The organism is Pseudomonas sp. 10S5 (genome assembly GCF_035019745.1).
Taxonomy (GTDB): domain Bacteria; phylum Pseudomonadota; class Gammaproteobacteria; order Pseudomonadales; family Pseudomonadaceae; genus Aquipseudomonas.
Map to the genome: position 1 here is coordinate 51,439 of NZ_JASJVL010000008.1, position 26,229 is coordinate 77,667.

Below are 26,229 nucleotides of genomic sequence, written 5' to 3' on the forward strand. Positions count from 1 at the left end.
AAAGTTCCAACTCTTATTCGCCCAGTCATTCGGAGTCGGAGTTTTCATGTCAGCAGCCTCCCCAGTTTCCTCAGCCAAAAACGCAGTCAGCCAGGCATTTGACGTTCGTCCCTTTGAAGGGAAAATTGGTGCGCAAATAGTGGGGCTGGATTTGTCTCGTCCACTCAATGACGACGACTTCGCCCGCATTCACCAAGCGCACTTGGACTACCACGTCATCGTTTTTCGCGACCAACACATCACGCCGCAGCAACAGATCGATTTCAGCCGCCGTTTTGGCATCCTGCAAATCCACGTGCTCAAACAGTTCTTGTTAGCCAATCACCCGGAAATACTCATTGTCTCGAACATCGTCGAAAACGGTCAGCCGTTAGGTTTGGGCGATGCGGGCAAGTACTGGCATTCGGACCTTTCTTACAAAGAGCTGCCAAGCTTGGGCTCGATGCTTTACGCCCAAGAGCTGCCCAGCGAAGGCGGCGACACCTTGTTCGCCGACATGCACCTGGCCTGGGACACGCTGCCGCAAACGTTGCGTGAGGCGGTTGAAGGCAAGGTGGCGGTGCATTCCTATACCGCGCGTTACGCCGAAGGTAAAAACGCCGCCAGCTGGCGCCCGACACTGACCGGCGAGCAGCTTTCGCAGGTCGCCGAAGTCACCCACCCGGTGGTCCGCACGCACCCAGAAACTGGCCGTAAAGCCTTGTTCGTCAGCGAAGGCTTTACCACACGCATCGTCGGCTTGCCCGAAGACGAAAGCCGCGCCTTGCTGGATCAGCTCTACGCCCACAGCATTCGCTCAGAGAATGTCTACCGGCACCAATGGCAGCCGGATGATTTGGTGTTCTGGGATAACCGCTCATTGATTCACTTGGCCACCGGTTGCCCGCCTGAACTGCGCCGCAAGCTGTTGCGTACCACCATCCAAGGTGATGCATCGTTCTAATCGAAGGAGCCGCGTAATGAATGCTGTTTTGCAAAGCCACACGGCTAGCGAACGCTTGACCCTGCCACAGATCAATCAGCCCACCGCTGAAGCACTGTTGCATGTCCAAGGCGTGAGCTTGGAATACCGCACGCCTGAACGGGTCGTGCGGGCGACCCATCAAGTGAGTTTTGAAATCGATCCCGCCGACCGATTCGTTCTGCTCGGTCCATCGGGTTGCGGCAAGTCGACACTGCTCAAAGCCGTCGCCGGGTTCATTCAGCCCAGCGAAGGGCAGATCCGCTTGGCGGGGGTGCACGTCACCGAGCCTGGGCCGGATCGGATTGTGGTGTTTCAGGAATTCGATCAGTTACCGCCCTGGAAAACCGTGATTCAGAACGTGATGTTTCCCTTGCTGGCTTCGCGCACGTTGAAGCGCCGCGAAGCCGAAGAGCGGGCGCGTTATTACTTGGAGAAAGTCGGCCTCAGTGCTTTCGCCGATGCCTACCCGCACACCTTGTCCGGTGGTATGAAAGCCCGGGTCGCCATTGCCAGGGCGTTGGCCATGCAGCCAAAAATCCTGCTGATGGACGAACCCTTCGCCGCGCTTGATGCGTTGACCCGCCGCAAGATGCAAGAAGAGTTGCTGGAGTTGTGGGAAGAGGTGCGGTTTACCTTGATGTTTGTCACCCACTCCATCGAAGAAGCGTTGGTCGTTGGTAATCGAATTCTCTTGCTGTCACCCCATCCAGGCCGGGTCCGCGCGGAAATCAACAGCCATCAATTCGGCCTGAAAAGCCCCGGCAGCGCGGATTTTCAACGCACCGCGCAGCGCATTCATCGCTTGCTGTTTGATGAGGGTGAACCTGAGCCGGTCGAGCGCGACGTGCGCTTTCAGGATGTTCACATCGCTTACTGACGCCCCCTTATTTCAAGGGCCTCCCAAGAGAATTCGAAACATGACCATTCGACAGGAATACGAGGTCACGCTGGAGCCTTTTACTCAAGAGGATCTGGTGAGTGACATCCCGTTGGCGCAAAAGATAGGGCAAATGAGCTGGGTGCGTAAATCAGTGATCCTCATTGCTCTGGCGCTGATCTGGGAGCTGGCGGCGCGTTACACCAACAATGACCTGTTACTACCCGGCGTGCTGCAAACCGCCAGCGCGTTGTATGACGGCATCATCACCGGGGAGCTGCTCAGTAAGGTGGGAATTTCTTTGTCGGTCCTGATCAAGGGCTACTTGATTGGCATCGTCCTGGCGTTTGCGCTGACCACCCTTGCTGTATCGACACAGTTGGGCCGCGATTTGCTCAGCACCCTCACGGCGATGTTCAATCCCTTGCCCGCCATCGCGCTGTTGCCCTTGTCACTGCTGTGGTTCGGCTTGGGCCAAGGCAGTCTGATTTTCGTGTTGGTGCATTCGGTTCTATGGGCCTTGGCGCTGAACACTTACACGGGATTTCTCGGGGTTTCGGAAACCCAGCGCATGGCGGGGCGCAACTACGGTCTCAAGGGTTTGCGCTTCGTTGGGTACATTTTGATTCCGGCAGCGCTGCCTTCGATTTTGTCCGGTTTGAAAATTGGCTGGGCATTCGCTTGGCGCACCCTAATTGCCGCCGAATTGGTATTTGGTGCCCAGTCGGGAAAAGGTGGTTTGGGCTGGTACATCTATCAAAACCGTAATGAGCTTTACACCGATAAGGTCTTCGCCGGGCTGATTGCAGTCATCCTGATTGGACTGCTAGTGGAAAACTTGCTGTTCAACAATATCGAACGCCTGACCATAAAACGCTGGGGCATGCAGCGCTAATACTGGCTTTTTTTAAGCTGTTGTTATTCCAAAATCCTATTTATTTATCGCTGATAGCTAACTGTAAGCTATATGCGTCGCCGGACTACCGGCCTGTCGTATTCATTCTTGGTGAGAATTTCATGGCCACATCGTTCAAGCGTCCGGCGCTTACCACCCTCGCGGCAACGCTCAGCCTATTCGGGGCACTGCTCAGCGGTGGTGCGCACGCTGAGGGCAAAATCAGCATCGCCCAGCAGTTTGGTATCGGCTACCTGATTCTTGATGTCGTCCGCGATCAGCACTTGATCGAAAAGCATGGCAAGGAGCAGGGGCTGGACATCGCGGTCGACTGGAACAGCATCTCCGGTGCCACCGCCATGAACGAAGCCTTGTTGGCAGGTGCGCTTGACGTAGTGTCAGCTGGCGTGCCGCCGATGCTCACGGTCTGGGACCGAACAAAGGGCAAGCAGAACGTCAAAGCCATCGCCTCGTTGGGTTCGATGCCTAATTACCTGCTCAGCATCAACCCAGACGTGAAGACCTTGAAAGACTTCACCGATAAGGACCGGATTGCCGTCCCGGCTGCGGGCGTAGGCTTCCAGTCCCGGACGTTGCAGATCGAAACCGCCAAAGTGTTCGGCAAGGCTGAGTTTAAAAAATTCGACAACATTTCGGTCAGCCTCCCGCACCCGGATGCAACCGCCGCGCTGATTGCGGGTGGCTCTGAGCTAAACGCTCACTTTTCTAGCCCGCCGTTCCAGTACCAGGAATTGGAAAACCCGAAAGTCCACAAGGTTTTAAGCTCCTATGACGTGCTCGGCGGTCAGGCCACGTTTAACGTGCTCTACACCACCCAGAAATTTCATGACGAAAACCCAAAGACCTACAAAGCCTTTTACGACGCGCTGGCTGAAGCCGAGCACATCATCAAGGCTGACAAGCCCGCTGCCGCCCAGACTTACGTACGCGTAGAGCAGTCGAAATTACCCCTGGCTCTGGTGGAAAAAATCGTCGCTGATCCAGAAATCGACTTCACCATCACGCCGCAACGCACGTTTATCTATGCCAGCAAGTTGCAGGAATTAGGCGTATTGAAAAACAAGGCTGACAGCTGGAAAGACTACTTCTTTGAACAAGTGCACGGCACGCCGGGTAGCTGATATCAGTGTCTGTCTGGACTCGCGTGACACCCACTTATTTCCATGAGCTTTGAGTTGTGTCAGTGACGGAACCCTGATCTACGCTCACAGTCGCATACCTCAGATTTAGATGTGATTTCTTACAACCTGTACCGCGTGTCTGTCATGGCATTTGCAAAGGAGCCTGCATGCCCGTTCATCGATCAAAATTTGCTGTGATCAGCTTGAGCGTGGTGCTTGGCTTATTGGTCGGGTGCGGGGAAAAAAAGCCGCAGGAGCCGCAACGGCCAAGGGTTTATGTCCAACAGGTGAAGACGGCGGACTTCGCTGCCGCCGTGTCGCTGACGGGCGATATTGAGGCACGGGTGCAGACTCAATTGTCGTTCCGAGTGGGCGGCAAGATCATCCAGCGGATGGTCGACGTTGGTGATCGGGTGTCGGCCAAGCAAATTCTCGCCAAATTAGATCCCAAAGACTTACAAACCAGCGTTGATTCAGCCGTCGCTGCCCAAGCCGCTGAGCAGGCTCGGGTCCAACAGACCAGCGCGGCATTTGTTCGTCAGGAAAAATTACTGCCCAAGGGCTATACCAGCCGCAGTGAGTACGACTCGGCTCAGGCGGCGTTGCGCAGTAGCCAGAGTGCGCTGAAGGCCGCTCAAGCGCAGTTGGCTAATGCCCGTGAGCAGTTGAGTTACACCGCACTGGTGGCAGACGCGCCGGGCATTATCACGGCGCGGCAGTCGGAAGTCGGGCAGGTGGTACTGGCCACTGTGCCGATTTTTGGCCTGGCGCGGGATGGCCAGCGCGACGCGGTATTCAATGTCTACGAATCGCTGTTCGTCGATCCTCCCACCGACCAGACGGTACAAGTGACCTTGCTCGATAACCCCACTGTTAAGGTGATCGGCAAGGTTCGCGAAGTCACCCCCGCCGTCTCTGCGCAAACCGGTACGCTGCAAGTCAAAATCACCCTCACCCAATTACCGGCGGGTATGGAACTGGGCTCGGTGGTCAGTGCCGCCCTGAGCGTGCCGGCCAAAGCCAGCGTCCAGCTGCCGTGGGCGGCATTGACCAAAGGCCTCGGTGATCAGCTTGGGCAGCCCGCCGTTTGGGTGGTCGACGACCAAGGAATCGTCAATTTGCACGCGGTCAAAGTCAGCCGTTATTTGACCGGCAGCGTGATTATCAGCGAGGGGTTGAGCGGTGGCGAAAAGGTAGTGGTTGCCGGGGGCCAACTGCTGCACCCGGATATGCAGGTTGAAATTGCCCAAACACCGCAGCCCGCGACCGCGAAGGTGCAGCCATGACGCGCCTGACCCTGATGGTGCTGAGCAGCCTTATGATGAGCGCTTGTAGCAAGTCCGAACCTGCGCCCGAACCGGCGCGTCCGGTGCTGTATATCGAGGTCCAGCCGGCATCTGTGGAGAGCCTTGGGCGTTTTGCGGGAAATATTCAAGCTCGCTATGAGAGCACGCTGGGCTTTCGCGTGTCGGGACGTATAGCCCAACGCAGTGTGGATGTTGGTAGTGAAGTGAAGAATGGTCAGTTATTAGCGACCCTTGATCCCACGGATCAGCAAAATAACCTGCGTGGCCGTCAAAGTGATCTGGCGCGAATCGAAGCGCAGTGGATCAACACCCAAGCCAATGCGCGTCGTCAGAGAGAGTTGTTCGACCGAGGCGTCGGCGCTCAGGCACAGCTGGATATTGCCCAGACTGATTTACGCACCATCGGCGCTTCGTTGGAGCAAGCTCGTGCGGCAGTCACGCAGGCGCAGGACCAGCTTAATTACAGCGACCTGCGTGCCGATCATGCGGCGGTGGTGACTAACTGGAAGGTCGAGGCCGGGCAGGTGGTCAGCGCCGGTCAAGACGTGGTGACACTGGCCCAGCCTGACATCAAGGAAGCGGTAATTGATCTACCGGCGTCCTTGGTGGATACGCTGCACAAGGGCGTGGAGTTCAAGGTGGCGGCTCAGTTGGCGCCTGACATCAGCACCACCGCCACGTTGCGCGAAATTGAGCCACAAGCCGAGCGCTCGACCCGCACCCGTCGCGCCCGCTTGACGCTAACTGAAACACCCTCCGCGTTTCGTCTTGGCACCGCCATCAGCGTTACCCTCTCCACGGCCATCGAGCCCCGCGTGCAGCTGCCTATTAATGCTGTACAGAACGTCGATGGTAAGACGCAAATCTGGATCGTCGACGTGCAGAACCAGACCGTATCTCCACGTGAGGTCCAGGTCATCAGCCGGGAGGATGACAGCGTGGTGTTGGCGGCTGGAGTGAAGGCTGGTGAGCGGGTGGTCAGTGCGGGTGTGAACAGCCTCAAACCCGGCCAGAAAGTTAAAATCGATAAGGACGCCCTACGATGAAAGGGACATTCAACCTGTCCGATTGGGCCATAAAACACCAGTCGTTTGTCTGGTACCTGATGTTCGTCGGGCTGTTGATGGGAGTATTTTCGTACCTGAACCTGGGGCGTGAAGAAGACCCTTCGTTCACCATCAAAACCATGGTCATTCAGACGCGCTGGCCCGGGGCAACGGTCGATGAAACCCTGGAACAAGTCACCGACCGTATCGAGAAAAAGCTTGAGGAGCTGGACTCCCTCGCTTACGTGAAAAGTTACACCCGGCCAGGGGAATCGACGGTCTTCGTTTTTTTGCGTGACACCACCAATGCCAAGGCGATTCCGGAAATCTGGTACCAAGTACGAAAGAAGATCAACGACATTCGCGGTAGCTTTCCCCAAGGCATTCAAGGACCGGCGTTCAACGACGAGTTTGGTGACGTTTACGGCTCAATCTATGCGTTCACCTCTGACGGTCTGTCCATGCGCCAGTTGCGCGATTACGTCGAGCAAGTCAGGGCCGACATCCGGGCCGTACCGGGGCTGGGCAAGGTCCAGATGATCGGCCAGCAGGACGAAGTGCTATATCTGAATTTCTCCACCCGCAAGCTGGCGGCGTTGGGCCTGGATCAGCGTCAGGTGGTGCAAAGCCTGCAATCGCAAAACACGGTCACTCCGGCCGGGGTTATCGAAGCCGGACCGGAGCGGATTACGGTGCGTACCTCGGGCCAATTTGCGTCGGAAAAAGACCTCGAAGCGGTCAACTTGAGGCTTAACGACCGTTTCTACCGCCTGAGCGACATTGCCGACATCAGCCGTGGTTACACAGACCCACCAACACCGATGTTTCGCTTCAACGGCAAGCCTGCCATTGGCTTGGCCATCGCCATGCAGAAAGGCGGCAACATCCAGGAGTTCGGTAAAGCCCTGCACTCACAGATGGACAACGCCACTGCCGACCTGCCTGTGGGCGTCGGCGTACACAACGTATCGGATCAGGCGCAAGTGGTGGAGAAGGCCGTTGGCGGATTCACCAGCGCGCTGTTTGAAGCGGTGGTCATTGTATTGATCGTCAGCTTTATCAGCCTCGGTGTTCGGGCCGGTTTGGTGGTCGCCTGTTCGATTCCGTTGGTGTTGGCGATGGTCTTCGTCTTCATGGAATACAGCGGCATCACCATGCAGCGGATATCTTTGGGCGCATTGATTATTGCCCTTGGCCTGTTGGTGGACGACGCCATGATCACCGTCGAGATGATGGTCACCCGTTTAGAGCTGGGAGAAAGCAAGGAGCAGGCCGCCACCTTCGCCTATACCTCGACCGCGTTTCCGATGTTGACCGGCACCTTGGTGACTGTTGCCGGGTTCGTGCCAATTGGTCTCAACGCCAGCTCTGCCGGGGAATATACGTTCACCTTATTCGCGGTTATTGCCGTGGCGATGCTGGTGTCGTGGGTGGTCGCGGTGTTGTTCGCGCCGGTGATTGGCGTGCATATCCTCAGCGAGAACATTAAAAAGAAGTCGGAAAAACCGGGACGCCTCGCAAGGGCGTTCAATGGCGGCATGCTGTTGGCGATGCGCAACCGTTGGTGGACGATCCTCATCACTGTGTTGTTGTTTTTGTTGGCGGTGTTCTCCATGCGTTTTGTACAGAACCAGTTTTTCCCCTCGTCGGACCGCCCGGAAATTCTGGTGGACTTGAACCTGCCGCAAAGCGCGTCGATTAACGAAACTCGTAAAGTGGTGGACCGCCTTGAAGCCACGCTCAAGGACGACCCGGACATCGCACGCTGGAGCACTTACATTGGCCAGGGCGCGGTGCGTTTTTATCTGCCGCTGGATCAGCAACTGGAAAACCCGTATTACGCGCAATTGGTGATCGTCAGCAAAAGCCTTGAACAGCGTGGCGTGTTGACCGACCGCTTGAAAAAACGCCTGCGTGATGACTTCGTCGGTATCGGCAGCTATGTACAGCCGCTGGAAATGGGGCCTCCAGTAGGGCGTCCGATTCAATATCGGGTGAGCGGCAAGGACATCGACCTAGTCCGGCAACATGCGATTGAACTGGCGACCCTGCTCAATCGCAACCCGCATATTGGCGAAGTGATCTACGACTGGAACGAGCCGGGCAAAGTGCTGCGCATCGACATCGCTCAGGACAAGGCCCGACAGCTGGGTTTGTCGTCTCAAGACGTGGCGCAGTTGATGAACAGCATCGTTACCGGCTCGTCTGTTACTCAGGTGCGGGACGACATTTACCTGATTAATGTCGTGGGCCGCGCCGAAGATGCTGAGCGCGGTACGCCCGAGACCTTGCAAAACCTACAAATCGTTACGTCCAGCGGTACGTCTATCCCCTTGTTGGCATTTGCCTCGGTGCGTTATGAGCTGGAGCAACCGTTGGTGTGGCGTCGAGACCGTAAGCCCACCGTCACTGTTAAAGCCGCCGTAAGCGATACAATTCAACCCACTGACTTGGTGAAGCAACTCAAACCTGACATCGACAAGTTCGCCAGCGGATTGCCGGTGGGCTTCAAAGTCGCTACCGGTGGCACCGTAGAAGAGAGCGGCAAGGCTCAAGGGCCGATTGCCAAGGTAGTGCCGCTGATGGTGTTCCTGATGGCGACTTTCTTGATGATCCAGTTGCAGAGCGTACAGAAGATGTTCCTGGTCGCCAGCGTCGCGCCACTGGGGCTGATCGGCGTGGTACTGGCGCTGATCCCGACTGGCACACCTATGGGCTTTGTCGCGATCCTCGGAATTCTCGCGTTAATCGGCATCATCATCCGCAACTCGGTGATTCTAGTGACGCAAATTGACGCCTATGAACGCGACGATTATTTGCCGTGGGACGCGGTAGTCGAAGCGACGCAACACCGCCGTCGGCCCATCCTACTGACCGCAGCGGCGGCCAGCTTAGGGATGATCCCCATCGCCCGGGAAGTGTTCTGGGGCCCCATGGCCTACGCCATGATTGGCGGGATTATTATCGCGACCCTGCTGACCTTACTGTTCCTGCCCGCGTTGTATGTTGCGTGGTACAGGATTGAAGAACCGAGCAAGGAGCAGCGGGACGAAGCGCAAGCGGAAAACTAGAATTGGGGCTGAGCCAGCAATTGCGAGTGGAACACTTTGATCCCACAGAATTGGAGCCAGATCACAGAATTCGGCATTACATAATCCGTTGGAGCAACAACTGTCTTTGTGCTCCCTGATTGTCCGACTGACAAACGCGCCGTTTTTAAACCTTACGCCACACACTCGCCAACCAAGGCTGTTGTTCCAAAGGTAAACCTTCAGGTCGGAAATAATGTTCCAGCTCGGTAAATCCCGCTTCACTGAGCAGTGCACGCCAGTTCTCCAGGTCGTGGTAGGAACCATAGCGGCTGCCGTTCCAGCCTTCTATGTTTTCGCCCCGCGGGTTGGAGCTGAACAGGACGCCGCGCGGGGCCAATGCGTCGTGCAGTTCGCGCAAGACGCGGGGCAGCTCTTGGCGTGGCACATGGAATAGTACGGCGTTGGCGAAAACGCCATCGAAGCGTCCGGCGGGCAGATCCAGCTCAAGAAAGTTCTGTTGCAGCACTTCACAGCCGGTCTCTTCACGGGCCATTTTGGCAAAGCGCTCGGAACCATCTAGCCCTACCGCAATGTGCCCTATGGCGGCGAATGTTCTGAGATCGCGTCCCGGCCCACAGCCAAAATCCAGAATCCGCAACGGCGCGCTGCCTTCGATATGCCTGAGCAACGCGGCAATGTTCTGGCTAACGTCATGACTCCAAGAACCTTCACGAAATTCGTCGGCGACCGCGTTGTAATGGGCGACAGTGGCGGCGGTTATTTGTGCGAGGTCCTGCGGATCGAGTTTCATGGCGAGTCTGTCTGGGCATAGATAGGCGCTGAATATACCCTTGCTCAGCGTTTCTTCAAGGGTTACCAAGATGGACATGTTTTTGGAACAAAAATAAAAGTGCTAGGGATCGCTTCTAAAGGGCGGAACGCTGAGTACTCGAGTAGGTGCCCAGCGGGAGTTATTGCCTACTAGGTCGATAACGCAATAAGTGATTTCCAGCGACGGGTCTTCGCCCGCTTCCAGAATAATCGCAGGGGGTACTTTTACCGTGATGGGCTTTCCGACATCGTGTGGATTGATCGCGGGCAGATCCATTCGCACATCGCCCCAGCGCAGGGTGATGGCGTCGTTGGCCGCCATATTGGGATACGCCTCGATCGTCAATGCCACGCCTTTTTTGAGTCGCTTAGCGGTCAAACCTTTTCGAAGCAACGCGTCTGAAATTTTCAGCGGGGTGAGGCTTTGATTTTCCTCAATACACTTGCTCGCAAGATTCCCACCAGGTTGATCAAGCTTGATTAGTACACTTTTGCTTGGCGAAAGCGTGGGACGTATGCCAACTTTCTGGACTTCATACCAGATAGTGGCAGTGCCGCTTTGCACAAAACTTTCCGGCACCCGCCAACTTAGCGGCTGACCGATATCATCGGCGGTCAGCCACTTCGAGGCCACGTAACAACCGTCCCAAAAGAGGGAGATTAAGTCACCATCATCCATTTTTGCGTAGGGCCTGATAGTTATCATCAGATGCGCAGCGGCAGCGGCGCTGATACCAAATTTGTTGGCTTGCGGCAGCGATGGCGCAAACAACTTGATGCGATGGGAAGTTAGGGTCGCACTGTCCATGTTCGAGACTCCTTATTACCCGCGGCCGATTAATTTATGCCGCATGATAAACCTTGTTGATCCGTTTTTAGATTTGCCGGGCCTAGCTAAGAGTGAATGGGAATGCGTGTCAAGGAGAGGGATAGCAGAATAACGGAGGGGGCAAGCGAATCAGATTATTCCTACGCCGGCTTGATTGGTAGGTCGCTGGAAAGTACATGCCGCGTCCTACTTGGTAACGTTGCAAAAATTAGAAACCTGAACAGAACACCCGTAGATCGATGCGGCAAAAAGCTGAGTGATGTGTCCGCTCAGCTGTCCATCCGCCCCTGTCCTTGGCAATCAGCAAACCGCCTCATTTGCCTGGACATCAGTCAGCACTCGACGAAATGCTCGTCTCCCAGAAGCATGTCTTCGAAAAATGCCCCGAAGGTATTTTCAGCGTTTCGAATGTGGATTTCCAATACCCATAAATGGCTACTTGGCGTGAATTCGATGTCTGCCATAGCGCCGCCGTAAATGGCCGCATGAGGAAAATCAGAAAGCCTGTGACCATCGAGGTCCATGTTCAAAACCCATCCGCGTCGCTCACTGGCCTTGATCGCCAATTGATAGAGCTCTTTGCCTGACGCCTCGGTGGTCAACCAATGTTGGCGAACCTCATGGAATATCGTCCGTGAGTCTTTAGCGCACCGCGCTTTTTCTTCATCCCGGCCAGTGACGAATGTCTGACCACCATCGCCTTCCCACTCTTTCCACGTCGGGCCGATATCAATAAAAAAAATATCATCCTTGCCTAGCACGACTCCGCTCTCGGAGGGGGAGCCGAATGTCTTAGTGGTATTGCGTCCGAAACGGACGAAGACCCCGTGCCATCCGCGAAGCATGTCGCGTTCGGCCAGGACATCCTTGGCAAGCTCAAGCGCCTCTTCCTCAATCATGCCCGGCTTGATCTGTTGCGCAATTTCTAGAATGGCGTCCCGAGTCATTTGGCGGACCATGATCATATTGCGGGCATTGTAATGCTTGCCTACCGCCTCTAAATCATCCTGATTGTCGTGATTCAACATGGTATTACCTCAAGTGGAGATTGTTGGTTAACAGGTGATTTTCATGGGGTAAAAACCTGCATTCCGTCCAGTCCGGGGTTCAGGAAAATTTGGCAAGCCAGTCGATCCAATGGGCCTGAATTGAGCAGCGTACTGAGGAGTCGAGCTTCGGATCTGGCAGGCTTGGGCAGCGCTTCAAACCAGGTCTTGTTTAGCGTCAGCCGACAGGTGCCACATGACTGTTGCCCCCCGCAAACGCCGTCAATCAGATGAGCGCTACGCAGAGCGGTCATCAGCGTGCCATCCGGAAATATGCGCAGCTCTTCAGGGACAGCGGTGCCCGGACGCGCAACGCGGACAGTGATCTTCGCACCTAGGTCTTTCGATGACGTGCAATTGGGCCACGATTGAACTGTGGTAGACGCAATGAAGGGGTCCGTGTAATAGCGCGACATGCGCAGAGCGTTCTTTTCATACAGAAGCGCGCCCGCGGCGTTGACCATATCCGGGCAACCGCAGGCATATACACATGCCTGCGCAAGTGATTTATGTTGTAGCGAAGCGACTCGGTGCACATGTCGGGATGCAGCCTGAGCAGTGTTCCCCTCGATGCTTACTACAGGCACAAAGTGAAAATGTGGAAAGCGACCTTCGAACTCCACGAACTCTTGGGAAAGATAAAGATCTTCTTTCACATGACCTCCCCAATACAGCCACAGTTCTCTCGCTTTTTCGCAGGCTAAAGCTTCCTGGATCAAGGCTCTAATCGGTGCGATACCCGTACCGGTCGCTAGAAAAATAGCAGGGCCTGTTTCATCCATTGAGTATTCCCATACGCAGCTTCCAAAAGGGCCGCGCACTTTCAGCACACTAAGAGCTTCAACCCCCTGTTTAACAAGTTGCGAGAATTTTCCATTGGGAAATACTCGAACATGCAGTTCAAGATATCCGTCAGTGCGCAGTTGAGTGGCAGGTGAATACGACTGCTGTGTTCCGTCGGGTAATTCGATATTCACGTACTGGCCAGCACGGTATTTCAACGTCGCTGCAGCTAACGGTGCCAGCAGCAAAATTGAAATATGTAGACTCAGCCGGGTCACTGAAACCGCGCGATATAAGTGAGTGTCAATGTCCTGTTCAAGAGGTTGCATGGACCCGAGTCCTTTAATGGTGATACCACACTTACCCGTTGCAACCTGATTTGATACGGCAATGCGCTTTAACGAGACGCAAAACTTTTTCGGTTTCTTCAATAAAGGAGAACGAGCCGCTGCGATCGAGAAACTCAAGCTCGACCGGTCCGCTGTTGAAGTCGAGTTGCAGCAGTGGGTAAAGCGCCCGGTCATAACGTCCGGCCAACACCTTGGTAGGGATCTTCAGGTCTTTTAGAAAAGGCCTGAAATCCGGAATATCCAACAACTGGCCCCCTATATTGAAATCAACATCGACGCCACAGAATACCGGGTAGAGTTCTGTGTTACGTGATCCGGGTTCAGTTAGAAGTCTGTTGGCGTTCTCCGGGTTGTAGAACCTGACAACGGTGGCTGCCTTGGCAAACAAGGCCTGCATCTGAGGCGAAGTGGACCGCTCACCAAGACCCCGTAATCGACTTATCTGTGCCCATAACTCAGGTAGCTGATGCTCAATAACCTTATTGATGTTTTCGTGGTTTTTCTGCCACATGTCCGGGCTGTGCAATGAGTTGCACAAGATCAGTGAGCGCGCCAGGTCGGGCCGATCCAGCGCGACTTTCAGGCTAATCAGCCCTCCGTACGAAAAGCCAAACAGATGGGCTCCATTAGGGCAGATCCGCTCAATCAAGGCAGTTATATCAAGTACATCCTGCTCGAAAGTAATATCCGTCAAGTCGTCCGGTTTGTCAGAGCGACCACGACCGCAGAGATCGACATAGATCACCCGGAAGTCATTATGCAAGTCATCAAAGTGGGGGTGAAAAATCGCATGCGACCCCGCAGGACCGAGCCCTGCCAATAACATCAAGGGCTCACCTTCTCCAGCCTGCTCAACCCAAAGCCTTTTTCCTCGCACTTCATGAAGTTCGCCCGGAGCGTGCTTTATATGATCAGTCATGCAACCCCCTGTGCGCATTCCTGAAACACCGAACTTTCCGCCTGTCGAACGGCCACGATATCTCGCTCCAGTTGAAGTGGATCAGGGTGTGCCAACACTACAAATCCTAAAGCCAGCGTCGCGAATAAATCCTGAGTGGCAGGCACTGTCTGGTGCTCTTTGATTTGTATGCTTGCGTCGACATAACTTGAGAGTGCTGCAAGGGCATGCAACCGACTCACGTTTCTGGCCACTGACGGCGTGAGAGCCCTGAAAAAGACCACGGTCATATGCTTAAGGAGGTTATAGCGCGTTGACGGAACCACGCCCCCGGCAAAAAATTTTACGGAGCGGTGAACCTGACTGTCTCCTGTAGCCATAAAGCAAAGTCTTGGGTGCCCACCCCCGTGAGGTCGTGCCCCGAGTTCTATGAGCCTGGGGCCGTCGCTTGTCAGCATAATTTCAATATGAGCGTTTCCCCAGAACATACCCAACGCGTTCAGCACCTGCTCGGCGTACGCCGCGAGGGGTTCGATAACGGCCTGATCAGCACTGACCCAATCCATTCGATCGTAGATGGCCATTCCATGAGTACTTTCCAGCTTCGTATATTTACATACGCTGCAAACGGTATGAATGCCAGCGTGACTGAACGTATCGACAACGTACTCGGTGCCGGATAAATACTCTTGGACCAACACGCGGTCATTTATAATTCCCAGCCGATTGGGCTTGTCGAGGAGCCCGAAAAACGCGTTCTCCAGACCCACGCCTGCATAGATCTTGCTGACACCGTCAGTGCTGGCACTCTTGGGTGGTTTGACGACCAGACTCTTGCCCGCAAGTCCGCTTTCGAACACCCAATTTTTCACGTGGGAAAAATCATCCGTGCAGATCTGCTTCATCATCGTAACGCCGGCATTGATCGCTGCCTGGGCCATCAAGCCCTTGTCACGTCTGGCTGGGGCTAGTTCAACCGCATTCGAAAACTCGGGGATGAGCAGCGGAGCAAGCTGTTCGGCCAGCTCCACACCAGACTCGCAGCCAGTCAACACGCAGAACGGTTTGTAATGACGCAATTCATTGACGAGTGGCGCTAGATCCGCCGCGCACGCAACACGCACAAAGGCAAAATCCGCAGGTCTGTAGGAGGCGGCATAGACATCCGGCGGTTCGACAGAGGAGAGCACCGCAATGACCTTACAGCCCAGCTGCGCAAATTCGTTGGCGAATAAGCTACCGGAAGAATAAGGGTCCACGATTACGGCGTAACGCTCAGTGGCCGTGGTCATGATGCGGTCCTCAACAATTCGCTGATCTTCAGGCAGTAGCGATTCCATGCATCCTGCACCGTGGGGCTTAGGGACCGTGCGCGAATAGCGGCGTGCACCATGCCAGGTTCAATGACCAACTCAACCTCAGTACCCTGGGTCTGCAACTGTCTTGCGTATTGCTCGGCGTCGATGGCGAGTGAGTCCATTTCGGCGCCCATGATATAGGCCTTGGGCAACCCGCCAAAATCGCCAGCTATCAATGGAGACACATAAGGATGTGAAGCGGTTTCGGGGTTCGGAGAGTAACAGGCCGTGTAAAACTCCATCTCTGCGCCGGTAAGCAAAGGGGCGTCATCGCCGCCGTTTATCCATCGGGTGAAATCTAGAACAGGGCTGATCAGTGCCTGTCCAGCAAGCTTGGGACCATTGCGATCACGGCACATCATGGCGACCACCACCGCCATATTGGCTCCCGAACTGTCACCTGCGATGACTATTTTTCGAGCATCGATTCCAATGGCTTCAGCGTTTTCGCATGCGTACACCAGTGCGTCATAGCAGTCTTCCAGCGCGCCGGGAAATGGGTGTTCCGGTGCCAGTCTGAAATCTACGGCCATAACCTTCACCTGGGCTTTGGATGCGATCTCGGCTGCAACGCAATGATGGGTGTCCAGAGAGCCCAAGACAAAGCCACCTCCTCGGATGTAAAGGACCAGTCCTTCGCTCGGCTGCAAAGGTTCGTAAAGCCTAAATCGAATGCTGGTGCCGTTATGTGTCACATCCTGCTGGCTCCAGTGCACATCAACAGGAACTTCATAGGGAAACTCCACAATAAGGCTTTGATATAGGCGTCGTTGTTCATCTAGAGGATAGGTGTAGGAGTCGGGTGGCATTACTGCGTTACAACGATTTACAAACTCTTCAATACCGGGAGCGTAGGTCATTAGCAATTCTTCCGTCAGCTGTTAGTAGTACCAGGACGTAGCGTTGTATTAGGCTCGCGCATATCGGCGAGAATGCCACGCCGGATGAGTGGCAGCAGGCACAGTACGGTGCCTATTCCGCCGAACCACAGGGTCCATTCAAGTCCAATGTATTTAATGACTAGCGAGGTCAATACACTGCCTAAAGGAATGGCTCCCCAGATCATGAAACGTTGCACTGAGTTCACTCTTCCCAACAGAGCTAACGGAGTGGCTGTCTGCCTCAACGTCAGCGAGGTTGGACCAAACACACCTTCGCCCAAACCATGAAGCACACTGGCGGCTATGAGGCCTGCAATCGAACCCGAGGCGCCGAAAACGGCAATTAGAAACAGCCCGGAAACAGAAGTCGCTGCGGCAATGACCAGCGTGCGGGAAATACCGAAGTGATTCATTAATCTAGATGAGATGAGGTTGGCGACAGGAAATCCTGCGGCTGCCGCGCCTATCACCAGGCCGATGGCGCTGGGGGAGAGCAAAAGAACGTCCTTACAATAAAGAACCAGACTGGTTTCAATGAAGGTGAGAAACAGAACGTAAACCGCCCCGCATAAAAACACGGGTTCCAGTTTGGGGTGTGAAAAAACAAATTTCAGGCCGGCCTTTATGTCCGCCACGATGGATGTGCTTAAAGGCAACGGCTTCGTTAAATCCAGCGCGGCGTCGACATTTCGAATGGCCCCTAACGTGAGCGCAGACACCAGGAAAGAACCGCCATTAAGGAGAATCGCAATCGGCGGGGCAAATACAGCAATCAAAGGGCCCGCTGCTACAGGTCCCAATGTGCGCGCAACCGATTCGGAAAAGAACAGCTTGGCATTTCCCTTTTGAAGCTCAGACGCCCCTGAATATATTTGCGGCAGGAATGAGTTATAGGCCACTTGGAAAAAAACGGTTGCGGTCCCTGCAACAAACACCAACGCCATCAGTGCGGGGAACGTCATCAGGCCTTTAATCGACAGTAATGCAATGCCTGAATACACGACCATCTGAATCAGGTCCGCCAAGACCATGGTTTTTCGTTTCGGCAGTCTGTCGACCAACGCCCCTACCGGAAGTCCGAAAAGCAGGAAGGGAATAAACATTACAAAGGGCAGCAAAACCGCTTGGGCGGCTGAAGCCCCTACTGTTTGCACCGCGAGAAGTGGTAGCCCAATAACTAGAAACTGATTACCAAACAGGCTCAGAGATTGACCAGACCATAGCAAGTTGAAATTTTTATGTGCGGTGCGCCGCACTGGGTCTGTTTTATCAGTGTCCATACTGCATCTCCTGATGTATTAAAGTTAGCCGCCCCGTATTCGGGGCGGCCGAAAATATCAACTGGCGATACTTTCAAGTAGGCTCGGTGACAGATTTTTCCCGAACTGGACCCCGCCACAGCTGATGGATAAAGGTACTTGGTAGTCATGTCCTTTTCTGACATAGATTGGGTAATCGAACAACTGGACGGCCTGCATCCAGTGAGAGCGATTGTTGTGAGGATCATTGGACAGGCAGTTATCCTCCTTAAGATAAAGGTCGAACCAAAAAACAATCCCATGAGCCAGTGCATTAGCATCAGCCGTAAAAGTCACCTGCGAGGATTCATCAAAGGAAAAACTGGTTCCAAATTGAGCGCTATAAAACTCCGCGGTGTTACTCACTAACCGATGCGGCCAAGTTTGTAGGCGAACCGGAAAATACCCCGCCGTTCTGAAATTGTTAAACGCACTGACATCCAGGCCAAAAATATCATCATAGACATAGTTCAGGTTGGCTACATCCTGGCTGGATAACAAACAGGCATGAAGTTTTACGGCTGCAGGGATCACTTCAGCATGAGGCTTTAGTAACTCACGCTGTGCATGAAGTAGCGCGTAGCCGAATCCCTCTCCGAAAAAACCACAATCGACTGTTTCTGAAATCATAACATCCATGTCCAGAGGGATATCAATTCCGGAAACGAGGTCGGTGGAAAGTTTATTAATTACGGTAATGTTATGTTCAAGCCCATTGACTCGAATGATTTCCCGGGCCTTGACAGCTACCCGCATATTGCATTCGCAGGTATAAACATGTTTTGCACCCTTCTGAGCAATCAGCATGGCTAACAGCCCGGAGCCAGTGCCAATGTCTAAAACGTTTTTTCCGGAAAAATCAGTAGCTTCAATGGCATCAAAAAATGCTTGATTACGTTGCTGATCGTTCAGCATTGCAAAGTGCCACCGAGGAATGCTGTCGGCAGAATGATCGGTCATGTCAACGGTGTTAGAGCTAAAAACGGGTTCACTATTTTCACTCAACATGTTACATCTCCGAGAAAATTAGGCGTAACTACTAAAGGTAGTTATTGATCAGACGTTCTTAATGAGACGTTCGAAATCCTGAAGCCCAACCCACACAGTTTTTCTGTTTTCAACGTATGGAATATCCAGATAACGAATGTGGCACTTTCTTGTTTTTCTGCCATGCCATGGACATGTAACCCAATTGTCATCCTCAAGACCATGCGTCAAGGGACCACCTCGGTGTTGGCATGTCATATCCTTAAACTTTATTTCACCTTCCTCGCCACGTAGCATCTGTATGTATTTTAGGGCTGTCTTGATAACCGTCACGCTGTTCGAACGATCAAAGGCTATAAGTTGCATACTGACGATAGTCCCCAATGGAAAGGATTCTGTACTTGCAATTCTCGGAAAGCACCAAGGCCCCATGGAGCCGGTTGCGTGCGATCACGACGCACTCGCCCGCAGCCAAATCGCTGAAGCAGTCAGGGCCATGACAAAAGCGAAGTAGGCCTTCGTCCACGATGCAGAATTCGTCCCCATCATGTACATGCGGAACCGAAAGTTCGCCTCTGGGCTCGTTCAGATGGGCAACCGGTATATTTTCAATATTAGCCAGAACAGTGGCTTTGATGTCCATGGCAAGTTGGCGGTAGTCGGAGCGTTTGTTCATCCAAGTGATTTGGGCGCAAAGATCCTCCTCCATGATGTGTTGGAGGATGCAGGCCATCTCTATACCCTTAACGAAGTCGGGATAAATGGAAGCTCCAAACCTGTCTGCCAGGGGAAGTAAAATTTCATTCAATGTCATGGAGCCATGGTAGCTATCGATATGAACGTGTTCGGTGTAATACCTCGTATCGGCCTCAGTGAAAACGTGCTGTATTAACGTTTTGACGCGCCCACAGTACGGGCCGAAAGCGTTTTCTGCATAGGTGATCGCTCCGACATATTCAAAAAAGCGTTCGGGGCTTCGCGTTAGCATGTGGAAGTAGTTATTGTTCAAAAGTGATGAGTTGAGATAAAAATTCCAATACGCATGTGAGTTATCAAGCATCCCTACAGACTTTAGCGTTTCCTTGAATAGCGTGCTGTGTTTGGCTGCATGTTTCCCATAGCCAAACTCATCCAGAAGTACGCGAAACATCGCTGATTGAGCTTCACCATAATCGCCTTTTGCAAACCTTGCCATGTGTGACGATTCGGGTAGAAAGTCCACCGCATGTTGCATAAGCAGAAAGCGCACCATCAGTGGCTGGTCAGTGGCGAGATGAATCAAACTGAGGGAATCGTTGACGATTTCCGTTGAAGGTTCCAGCTTTGTAGCTAAATAACGCTGAAACAGTTCCTTGTTCCATTCACCGCCGACGTTTACTTCATTTTGCAAAATTCCAAAGACTTTTAATTCGAGGTCGGGAATCAGGTCGGCTGCAAGAGTTCTCAATGCTGGGTTATAAGCAATCTTCAGGTCCGCGACAATATGTTCTGAGGTGTCCGGGAGATAAAGAAAGTCCTGCTCATAAAGCGCCGTCATCGTGCGGTTCATCGTAAAAGATGAATAATTAAGCAGTGTTTCTCGTGTGACGCTTTCAAAGTTTATGTAAGGAAATGCCTGCGGTCGAAGAGGGCGTTTCCAGACACTGGTTTTCTCGGTCCAGGATTCTCCGTCGCGGTAAATGTCAAACTTCCCTAGGCACGCTATGCGACTGTCAAAGTCATTTTTTCCCAATGCATGTTCCATTGCATTACTCCCAAGCCATAGATTCAGTCGATTAAAAACCAAGCATTTCATTACTTGCTTCTTTCTTCGTGCATCTTTTGTACGGCTTTGACACGGTGTCCGCTCGACAGCGCTAGCAGAAGTAGCAGGCGGGGAGTTCAAAATATTGTGAAACACATCGGCGAAAACTCCGTTTCTTGCTTTTATATTATTTTTTTGTACTGGGTTGTTCTCAGGGCTTTCTGACAATGTTGAAAACCCTAAAGTTTGCTGAAATGCCCACGCAAAAACGGTCGTAAATCGACGAAAGATTCCACGGCGTGTCTCGCTTCAATTTGACAACTTCCAGCGTCGATATTCGACAGGCATGCACCTGAAGCAGGGCCGGAAACCTGCGGACCTGGCGGTTGCCTCATCAACAAAAAAAACCCTATTGCGCGTGTAACCGCCTTTGCTCAGGGCTAGCAGCGCTGCGGGGCAGTCCAGGCGGCCAAATATCTTGTTCCTACGATGTCCTCCAAATTGACCGGGCTCGATACTTAGGCAGGACATGCCATCGGGGCCGATGAGTTTCCACATGCGCATTACGTTCACACTCCGTTGCCCACGGGTATTTTCAGAGCACGGCATGAGCGACGTTACCGGTCGGTCTGGCAGTGTTACCCGGCTGCTAACGTCCGGGTTTTTACTAGATCAACCCCGCGGTCAATGGCAGCTCTTCAGACAAATCCCTTTTTTCCCGCTCAAGTAACTTGCGCTTGCGCTCGACTCCCCATCGGTATCCGGACAATGTTCCGTCACTGCGCACAACGCGATGGCATGGAATAGCCACAGCGAGGTTGTTGGCGCCACAGGCGTTCGCAACCGCCCGCACTGCGCTCGGCATGCCTATGCGAACCGCGATGTCGGTATACGTGGCAGTCGCCCCGGCAGGAATGTCCCTCAACGCCTGCCACACACGTTCTTGGAAAACCGTGCCTCGGATATCAAGTGGCAATGCAAGGCCGACGGCCGGCGACTCTACGAAGCCCACGACTTCAGCAACCAGTCCTTCGAACTCTGCGTCGCCGCCAATCAGATTGGCATTTGGAAACTGGTCCTGAAAACTCTCAACCAGAATATTCGGATCGTCGCCCAGCAAAATCGCACAGATACCGCGCGCACTTCGTGCTACTAGAATCGACCCGAGCGAACTCTCACCTAGTGCAAACTTGATGTCGACGTTGGCCCCGCCCGCCCGGTATTCAGTGGGTTTCATGCCGAGAATTTTCTGAGAGGCTTCATAGAACCGGCTGTTGGAATTGTAGCCTGCCTCATATAGTGCGCTGGTGATCGTCCCGGACTGAGAGAGCTGGTCCCTGACCCGCGAGCGCAACGAGGCGACGCTGTAGGCTTTTGGCGTTAGCCCTGTGATTTTTTTGAAGATGCGGTGAAAGTGAAAGGTGCTCATCCCGACCTTTTGGGCCATGTCACCCAGGTTGGGGACGAAATCGGACGCGTCTATCATCCTGCAGGTTTCGGCAACAGTGGCCGCGTGTTTGAGCGCTATCGTTTCCTGACTGCTGTCGCCACGCTTGGAGGGACGAAAACCCGCTGCTTCAGCTTCGAGTGCGGTGTCGAAAAAAACCACGTTTTCCGGCCGCGGGAGCTTGGTCGGGCTGCGAGGCCTGCAATAAACACCTGTCGTCAATACGCCATACACGAAGTCCGCGCCAACGTCCGCCTGTCGATTTATCATGACACTCCAGCGCGGATCGTCTTCTGTCCTTGGAACGCGTTTTGCTGCCGGAACCTTTGTGCTTTCCATGGTTTTGCTCCGTCTTTGAATTTCCTTGAGCCTATCTCTGAAAGAAAGCATCAGCACCCCGAGTCTTGCTTTCAAATTTGTGACGACGTCTTTTCGAACAAATCGGAAGGCACTCGCCATAGATACCATGCGGCGACTGTACGAAATGGGCTAAACCGCTCCGCTATCCTTGTCATCTCTCTAGTACTAGGTTTGAGGGCCAGTGCATACAACCGCCTATGGCCTTCGCATACGCCAAAGTCACTCGCGGGCATGACGTTTAATTGCCCTAGACCATAGATAAGCATCATTTCTACTGTCCAGCACCCCACGCCTGGCAGTTGGATCAGGCGCTTAATGAGTTCATCGTTTTTCATGGCAAGCGCCTCGATTACATCGGGCACCAGCCCACTGGCCCTTGCAGCGGCAATCGCTTTAATTGCCCGGCATTTAGATGCCGAAAACCCACAGCCTCTTAGCGCTTGATCATCTAACTCTATTAACTCGTTAGCGCCCGGAAAACTTACCCCTGGAAATAGCTGTCGCAACCGCATCACCATGGCGTCGCCCGCCTTGGCATGTAACTGTTGATAGGCGACTGCCTTAATCAGAGCCTCAAAAGGATCTTGAGCGGCCGTTGCCGGGTGGGCGCAAGGTCCTACGCGATCAATAAGGGCTCGCCACTGACTGTCTATGGTCTTGAGAAACTCCATCGCCTCAACATGCGAGGCCACCGTTACTTTTTGACCGGCCGCTTCGCTAGTCTGCTGCGCTGCGGCTATCTCGAACTTATCTGATTCTAGTGACATCGTATTTTCCAAAACGGAATATCTGACCTGAAGGGAAGCTTAATGTGAATGAGCCGTCGCAGTTTCTGCAGATAATAGCGTTCTGTTTTAAACCCATCAGGCGTATCGTCCTCTTGATTCTTTTTGCAGAGCGAGAGCTCGCCATGTTCAACCCCCGTCGCACTCGATGAAAATCGGAGGGCTGTAGTTTAATCGGCTGGAAATTTAGTATTTAACGGCGGCTAATAGCTGACCCACTTGTATGAGGCGTCATTGGGCGTCGTGAAAAATGACCCCTAAGGTGAATCGATTGCCGGTAAGAATTTCGCTGACGCCGTGACGAGCGAATACCGAATAGAACCCTCTGGTGCCTTTAACAGGGCGTCGGTTCACAGAAAAAATTACCGCGTCGCCGATGTCCAGCGGCACAACGCTAGCTCTCGATTGCATCCTGGGGCGTTGCTCGGTGATCACAAACTCACCGCCAGAGAAGTCATCGTTTGGTTTAGACAAAAGAATAGTCATTTGCACGGGGAATAGAGTGTCTCCGTAAAGATCCCGGTGCAGGCAGTTATAGTCACCCACGCCATAGCGAAGCAACAGAGGTGTAGGTCGGTTCTGGTTCGCTCGGTGGCATTGACTCACAAATACTTCGTGTGATTCGGGGTACCTGTTTTCGATGCCAAGTTTCTCATTCCAATAGTTCGCCAATGGCACTAAACGGGTATAGAAACTGGATCTCAATGTCGCAACGGGCTGAGGCAGTGGGTAGGCGAAATACTTGTATTCCCCTGATCCAAAGCCGTGTCTCTTCATATTGATACACGATCTGAATCGGTGGTCTTGAGGATAAAAATCGATGAGCCGTCGGCAACTATCCGGTGGCAGCAGCGCCTTGATAACGGTAAATCCGTGATCATTCACACGGTGTAGGTGCTCGCTCCATTTTTCTGAGTCAAGTCTTGTTTCCATCGCCAGTTCGAGCATCTGCCTTCCTTTATAGGTTGCATGCAGACCAACATACCGCTCGCGCCCAACGACATGCCTCCCGTTTATTGCTATCAAATTTATGAAGTGATCCAGTTTTTCGGGATTCCAAAGGACGTGGGCCTCACACAAACAAAAACAGCGCCCAATGGGCGCTGTTCTATTGATGCAAAACTAACCGTCAATTACGACTTCGCTCCAAGAACTGCCGAGTGCGTTCTTCCTTGGGATGAGCGAACAGCGTTTTGGCTTCGCCTTGCTCGACGATCACCCCCTTGTCGATAAAGATCACCCAGTTGGCAACATCCCGGGCGAAACTCATCTCATGGGTGACAATCACCATGGTGCGTTTTTCTTCTGCGAGTGCACGAATAGTGGTCAGCACTTCCCCTACCAACTCCGGGTCGAGTGCTGAAGTGGGCTCGTCGAACAAAATGACTTCGGGCTCCATGGCCAACGCCCGCGCAATCGCTACCCGTTGCTGCTGACCGCCAGACAAGCGTCGCGGGTATGAATCTTCTTTACCGTCGAGCCCGACCTTGGCCAGTAAAGCCAGCCCGAGTTTGATCGCTTGTTCCTTGGCCATCTTCTTGACCACCAATGGCCCTTCAATAACGTTCTCCAGCGCTGTGCGATGCGGGAACAAGTTGAAGTTCTGAAAGACGAAACCTACGTGCTGTCGTAACTGCCGGATAAGGCCCTGTTGCTGAGTCAGCGGCTTGCTGCCATCGATCTTGATAGCACCTACCTGAATGCTGCCACTGGTGGGTTCTTCAAGAAAGTTAAGGCAACGCAACAGTGTAGTTTTGCCCGATCCGCTTGGGCCGATAATGGCTACCACTTCACCGGCTTCAATGCGCAGGTCGATGCCGTCTAGAACGGTTTGACCATTGAATTGTTTGGTCAGTTTTTCAACCACGATCATGTTTCAAGACTCCAGATCATGTCGGTTGACCCTCGCTTCCAGTCGGTTTTGCAGGTGCGCGAGTAGGCTGGCGAGAATCCAGTAGATCAGGGCCGCAGCCAAGTACATGGTGAAAATTTCGAAGGTGCGCGCTGTGATCAACTGCGCCTGCCGAAAGAGTTCAGGTACCTGGATGGTGGCGGCGAGCGCGGTGTCTTTGACCAGCGAAATGAAACTGTTGCCCAACGGCGGCAGGGCGGTTCGTGCGGCTTGCGGCAGAATGGCGCGTCTCATGGCTTGCGCACGGGTCATGCCGATGCTGGCGGCGGCTTCCCATTGCCCACGGTCCACAGCACCGATGGCCGCTCGCAGAATCTCGCACGCGTAGGCGGCCATGTTCAGCGAAAAACCGAGCAGTGCGGCGGGTAGCGGGTCGAATTCGATACCTAATTGCGGCAAGCCGTAATAGATCACGAACAATTGGACCAGCAACGGCGTGCCTCGAAAGAACGACACGTACACCCGCGCAATACCGCTCACCAACTTGAGACGCGACAGACGCATCAACGCCAGGCCAAAGCCCAACAACAAGCCGAAGAACATTCCGCCCAGGCTGAGGATGACGGTGTAATACGCGCCCTTCAGCAAGAAGGGCGCGGAGTCCAGCGCTAGCTTTAGACTCTCTTCAATCATTGGGTCACGTCAGAGCCGAAGTACTTCTGTGACAACTTGGCCAGCGTACCGTCCGTGCGCAGCTTGTCGATGGCGGTGTTGACCGCCGCCACCAACTCAGGCTCACCTTTGCGGATCGCAATACCGGCTTCCTGGCGGGAGAATGCTTTGCCGGAAGCTGCCAGTTTATCGTTGGTTTTTTTGACCATTTCCAGCGCAGCGAGGCGGTCGACGAGGATCACGTCAGTACGGCCAGCCATCAAGTCTTGAAACTTGGTTGGATCATCGTCGTAGGTTTTGACTACTGCGCCGGGCACGTGTTCTTTCAGCCATTGCTCGTAGTTCGTACCTAGACCCACGCCGACTTTCTTGCCGGACAGCGATTCAGGCGTCGGGAATTTGTCTGCGTCTTTTTTCTGGGTCAGCGCCTGAATGCCGGAGATGGTGTAGGGCTGCGAGAAGTCATATTTTTTCTTGCGCTCTTCAGAAATCGTCACCTGGTTGATCACAACATCAAGACGCTTGGATTCCAATGCTGCAAGGATGCCGTCCCACTTGGTCGGTTGCAGTTTTGCCGTCACGCCCAACTGTTTGGCCAGTGCCTGGGAGAACTCGACTTCAAAACCGGCGAGCTTGCCGTCTTCACCCACAAAGCTAAACGGTGGGTAAGTGCCTTCGAGGCCGACGCTGATCGTCCCGCTGCTTTTGATTTTTTGCAGTTGATCCCCGGCAACGGCTTGCCCAATCAGGCTGGAGCCGAGCACGAGGCTCAGCGTAGAAAGAAGAAATGTCCGGCGGATGGCAGCAATATTCATGAAAAGCCCCTTATTTATTTGAGTGTCAGG

Annotated in this window: 25 protein-coding genes; 7 read left to right on the plus strand and 18 right to left on the minus strand. The window is 53.6% G+C overall.

Annotation, left to right across the window (positions count from 1 at the left end; translation table 11 throughout):
- Positions 1-46 precede the first annotated feature (46 nt).
- The 7 genes from QN378_RS10520 to QN378_RS10550 all read left to right on the plus strand — a co-directional run bounded on the left by QN378_RS10520 (position 47) and on the right by QN378_RS10550 (position 9,302).
- Positions 47-943, plus strand: a complete 897-nt coding sequence (locus tag QN378_RS10520; RefSeq protein WP_322205852.1) for a TauD/TfdA family dioxygenase — start codon at positions 47-49, stop codon at positions 941-943.
- 16 nt (positions 944-959) lie between these two features.
- The gene (locus tag QN378_RS10525; protein WP_322205851.1) at positions 960-1,841 is read left to right on the plus strand and encodes an ABC transporter ATP-binding protein; all 882 of its coding nucleotides are present in this window, start codon (positions 960-962) and stop codon (positions 1,839-1,841) included.
- A 40-nt stretch (positions 1,842-1,881) separates the two neighbouring features.
- The gene (locus QN378_RS10530) at positions 1,882-2,736 is read left to right on the plus strand and encodes an ABC transporter permease (protein ID WP_322205850.1); all 855 of its coding nucleotides are present in this window, start codon (positions 1,882-1,884) and stop codon (positions 2,734-2,736) included.
- A 122-nt stretch (positions 2,737-2,858) separates the two neighbouring features.
- Entirely contained in the window at positions 2,859-3,878 is a 1,020-nt protein-coding gene (locus QN378_RS10535) for an ABC transporter substrate-binding protein (protein WP_322205849.1), read from the plus strand.
- Positions 3,879-4,045: 167 nt separating this feature from the next.
- On the plus strand, positions 4,046-5,164 hold the full coding sequence (locus tag QN378_RS10540) for an efflux RND transporter periplasmic adaptor subunit (protein WP_322205848.1): 1,119 nt from the start codon (positions 4,046-4,048) through the stop codon (positions 5,162-5,164).
- Positions 5,161-6,231 carry an efflux RND transporter periplasmic adaptor subunit gene (locus QN378_RS10545; protein WP_322205847.1) on the plus strand — a complete coding sequence of 357 codons (1,071 nt, stop codon included), beginning with the start codon at positions 5,161-5,163 and terminating at the stop codon, positions 6,229-6,231. Before QN378_RS10540 ends, QN378_RS10545 begins: the two co-directional genes overlap by 4 nt.
- Positions 6,228-9,302, plus strand: a complete 3,075-nt coding sequence (locus tag QN378_RS10550) for an efflux RND transporter permease subunit (RefSeq protein WP_322205846.1) — start codon at positions 6,228-6,230, stop codon at positions 9,300-9,302. Before QN378_RS10545 ends, QN378_RS10550 begins: the two co-directional genes overlap by 4 nt.
- 145 nt (positions 9,303-9,447) lie before the next feature.
- Here the strand turns inward: QN378_RS10550 and QN378_RS10555 are convergent, their stop codons facing one another.
- From QN378_RS10555 to tcyJ, 18 genes are all read right to left on the minus strand, one after another.
- Positions 9,448-10,074 (minus strand): class I SAM-dependent methyltransferase, encoded by a 627-nt coding sequence (locus tag QN378_RS10555; protein WP_323549456.1) that lies wholly within the window; start codon positions 10,072-10,074, stop codon positions 9,448-9,450.
- Positions 10,075-10,176: 102 nt separating this feature from the next.
- Entirely contained in the window at positions 10,177-10,902 is a 726-nt protein-coding gene (locus QN378_RS10560) for a hypothetical protein (RefSeq protein WP_322205845.1), read from the minus strand.
- Between the two features lie 353 nt (positions 10,903-11,255).
- Positions 11,256-11,951 carry a M24 family metallopeptidase gene (locus tag QN378_RS10565; protein ID WP_322205844.1) on the minus strand — a complete coding sequence of 232 codons (696 nt, stop codon included), beginning with the start codon at positions 11,949-11,951 and terminating at the stop codon, positions 11,256-11,258.
- Between the two features lie 41 nt (positions 11,952-11,992).
- On the minus strand, positions 11,993-13,219 hold the full coding sequence (locus tag QN378_RS10570) for an FAD-binding oxidoreductase (protein WP_323549451.1): 1,227 nt from the start codon (positions 13,217-13,219) through the stop codon (positions 11,993-11,995).
- Positions 13,113-14,021, minus strand: coding sequence for an alpha/beta hydrolase (locus tag QN378_RS10575; RefSeq protein ID WP_322205842.1), 909 nt, complete (start codon positions 14,019-14,021; stop codon positions 13,113-13,115). The genes QN378_RS10570 and QN378_RS10575 overlap by 107 nt, the downstream gene beginning before the upstream one ends.
- Positions 14,018-15,340 carry an ATP-grasp domain-containing protein gene (locus QN378_RS10580; RefSeq protein WP_323549450.1) on the minus strand — a complete coding sequence of 441 codons (1,323 nt, stop codon included), beginning with the start codon at positions 15,338-15,340 and terminating at the stop codon, positions 14,018-14,020. Before QN378_RS10580 ends, QN378_RS10575 begins: the two co-directional genes overlap by 4 nt.
- Positions 15,289-16,218 (minus strand): alpha/beta hydrolase, encoded by a 930-nt coding sequence (locus tag QN378_RS10585; RefSeq protein WP_323549449.1) that lies wholly within the window; start codon positions 16,216-16,218, stop codon positions 15,289-15,291. Before QN378_RS10585 ends, QN378_RS10580 begins: the two co-directional genes overlap by 52 nt.
- A 14-nt stretch (positions 16,219-16,232) precedes the next feature.
- Entirely contained in the window at positions 16,233-17,519 is a 1,287-nt protein-coding gene (locus QN378_RS10590; protein ID WP_322205839.1) for an MFS transporter, read from the minus strand.
- A 57-nt stretch (positions 17,520-17,576) separates the two neighbouring features.
- Positions 17,577-18,545 carry a 50S ribosomal protein L11 methyltransferase gene (locus QN378_RS10595; RefSeq protein WP_322205838.1) on the minus strand — a complete coding sequence of 323 codons (969 nt, stop codon included), beginning with the start codon at positions 18,543-18,545 and terminating at the stop codon, positions 17,577-17,579.
- 48 nt (positions 18,546-18,593) lie between these two features.
- Positions 18,594-18,956 (minus strand): Rieske (2Fe-2S) protein, encoded by a 363-nt coding sequence (locus QN378_RS23590; RefSeq protein ID WP_369124723.1) that lies wholly within the window; start codon positions 18,954-18,956, stop codon positions 18,594-18,596.
- Entirely contained in the window at positions 18,871-20,268 is a 1,398-nt protein-coding gene (locus QN378_RS10600) for an iron-containing redox enzyme family protein (RefSeq protein ID WP_322205837.1), read from the minus strand. The genes QN378_RS23590 and QN378_RS10600 overlap by 86 nt, the downstream gene beginning before the upstream one ends.
- A gap of 309 nt (positions 20,269-20,577) precedes the next feature.
- Positions 20,578-20,877, minus strand: a complete 300-nt coding sequence (locus QN378_RS10605; protein WP_323552018.1) for an Ada metal-binding domain-containing protein — start codon at positions 20,875-20,877, stop codon at positions 20,578-20,580.
- Positions 20,878-20,935: 58 nt separating this feature from the next.
- Positions 20,936-22,054 (minus strand): bifunctional DNA-binding transcriptional regulator/O6-methylguanine-DNA methyltransferase Ada, encoded by a 1,119-nt coding sequence (gene ada / locus QN378_RS10610; protein WP_323546911.1) that lies wholly within the window; start codon positions 22,052-22,054, stop codon positions 20,936-20,938.
- 71 nt (positions 22,055-22,125) lie between these two features.
- A complete protein-coding gene (locus tag QN378_RS10615) occupies positions 22,126-22,746 on the minus strand; it encodes a DNA-3-methyladenine glycosylase 2 family protein (RefSeq protein ID WP_323546917.1) in 621 nt (206 codons plus the stop codon).
- Positions 22,747-23,091: 345 nt separating this feature from the next.
- Positions 23,092-23,808, minus strand: coding sequence for a 2OG-Fe(II) oxygenase (locus tag QN378_RS10620; protein WP_323546910.1), 717 nt, complete (start codon positions 23,806-23,808; stop codon positions 23,092-23,094).
- A gap of 181 nt (positions 23,809-23,989) precedes the next feature.
- Positions 23,990-24,733: an L-cystine ABC transporter ATP-binding protein TcyN gene (gene tcyN / locus QN378_RS10625; RefSeq protein WP_322205835.1), complete on the minus strand. Its 744-nt coding sequence runs from the start codon at positions 24,731-24,733 to the stop codon at positions 23,990-23,992.
- A 3-nt stretch (positions 24,734-24,736) separates the two neighbouring features.
- Entirely contained in the window at positions 24,737-25,405 is a 669-nt protein-coding gene (gene tcyL, locus QN378_RS10630) for a cystine ABC transporter permease (RefSeq protein ID WP_323546908.1), read from the minus strand.
- A complete protein-coding gene (tcyJ, locus tag QN378_RS10635; RefSeq protein ID WP_323546906.1) occupies positions 25,402-26,199 on the minus strand; it encodes a cystine ABC transporter substrate-binding protein in 798 nt (265 codons plus the stop codon). Before tcyJ ends, tcyL begins: the two co-directional genes overlap by 4 nt.
- Positions 26,200-26,229: the final 30 nt, after the last annotated feature.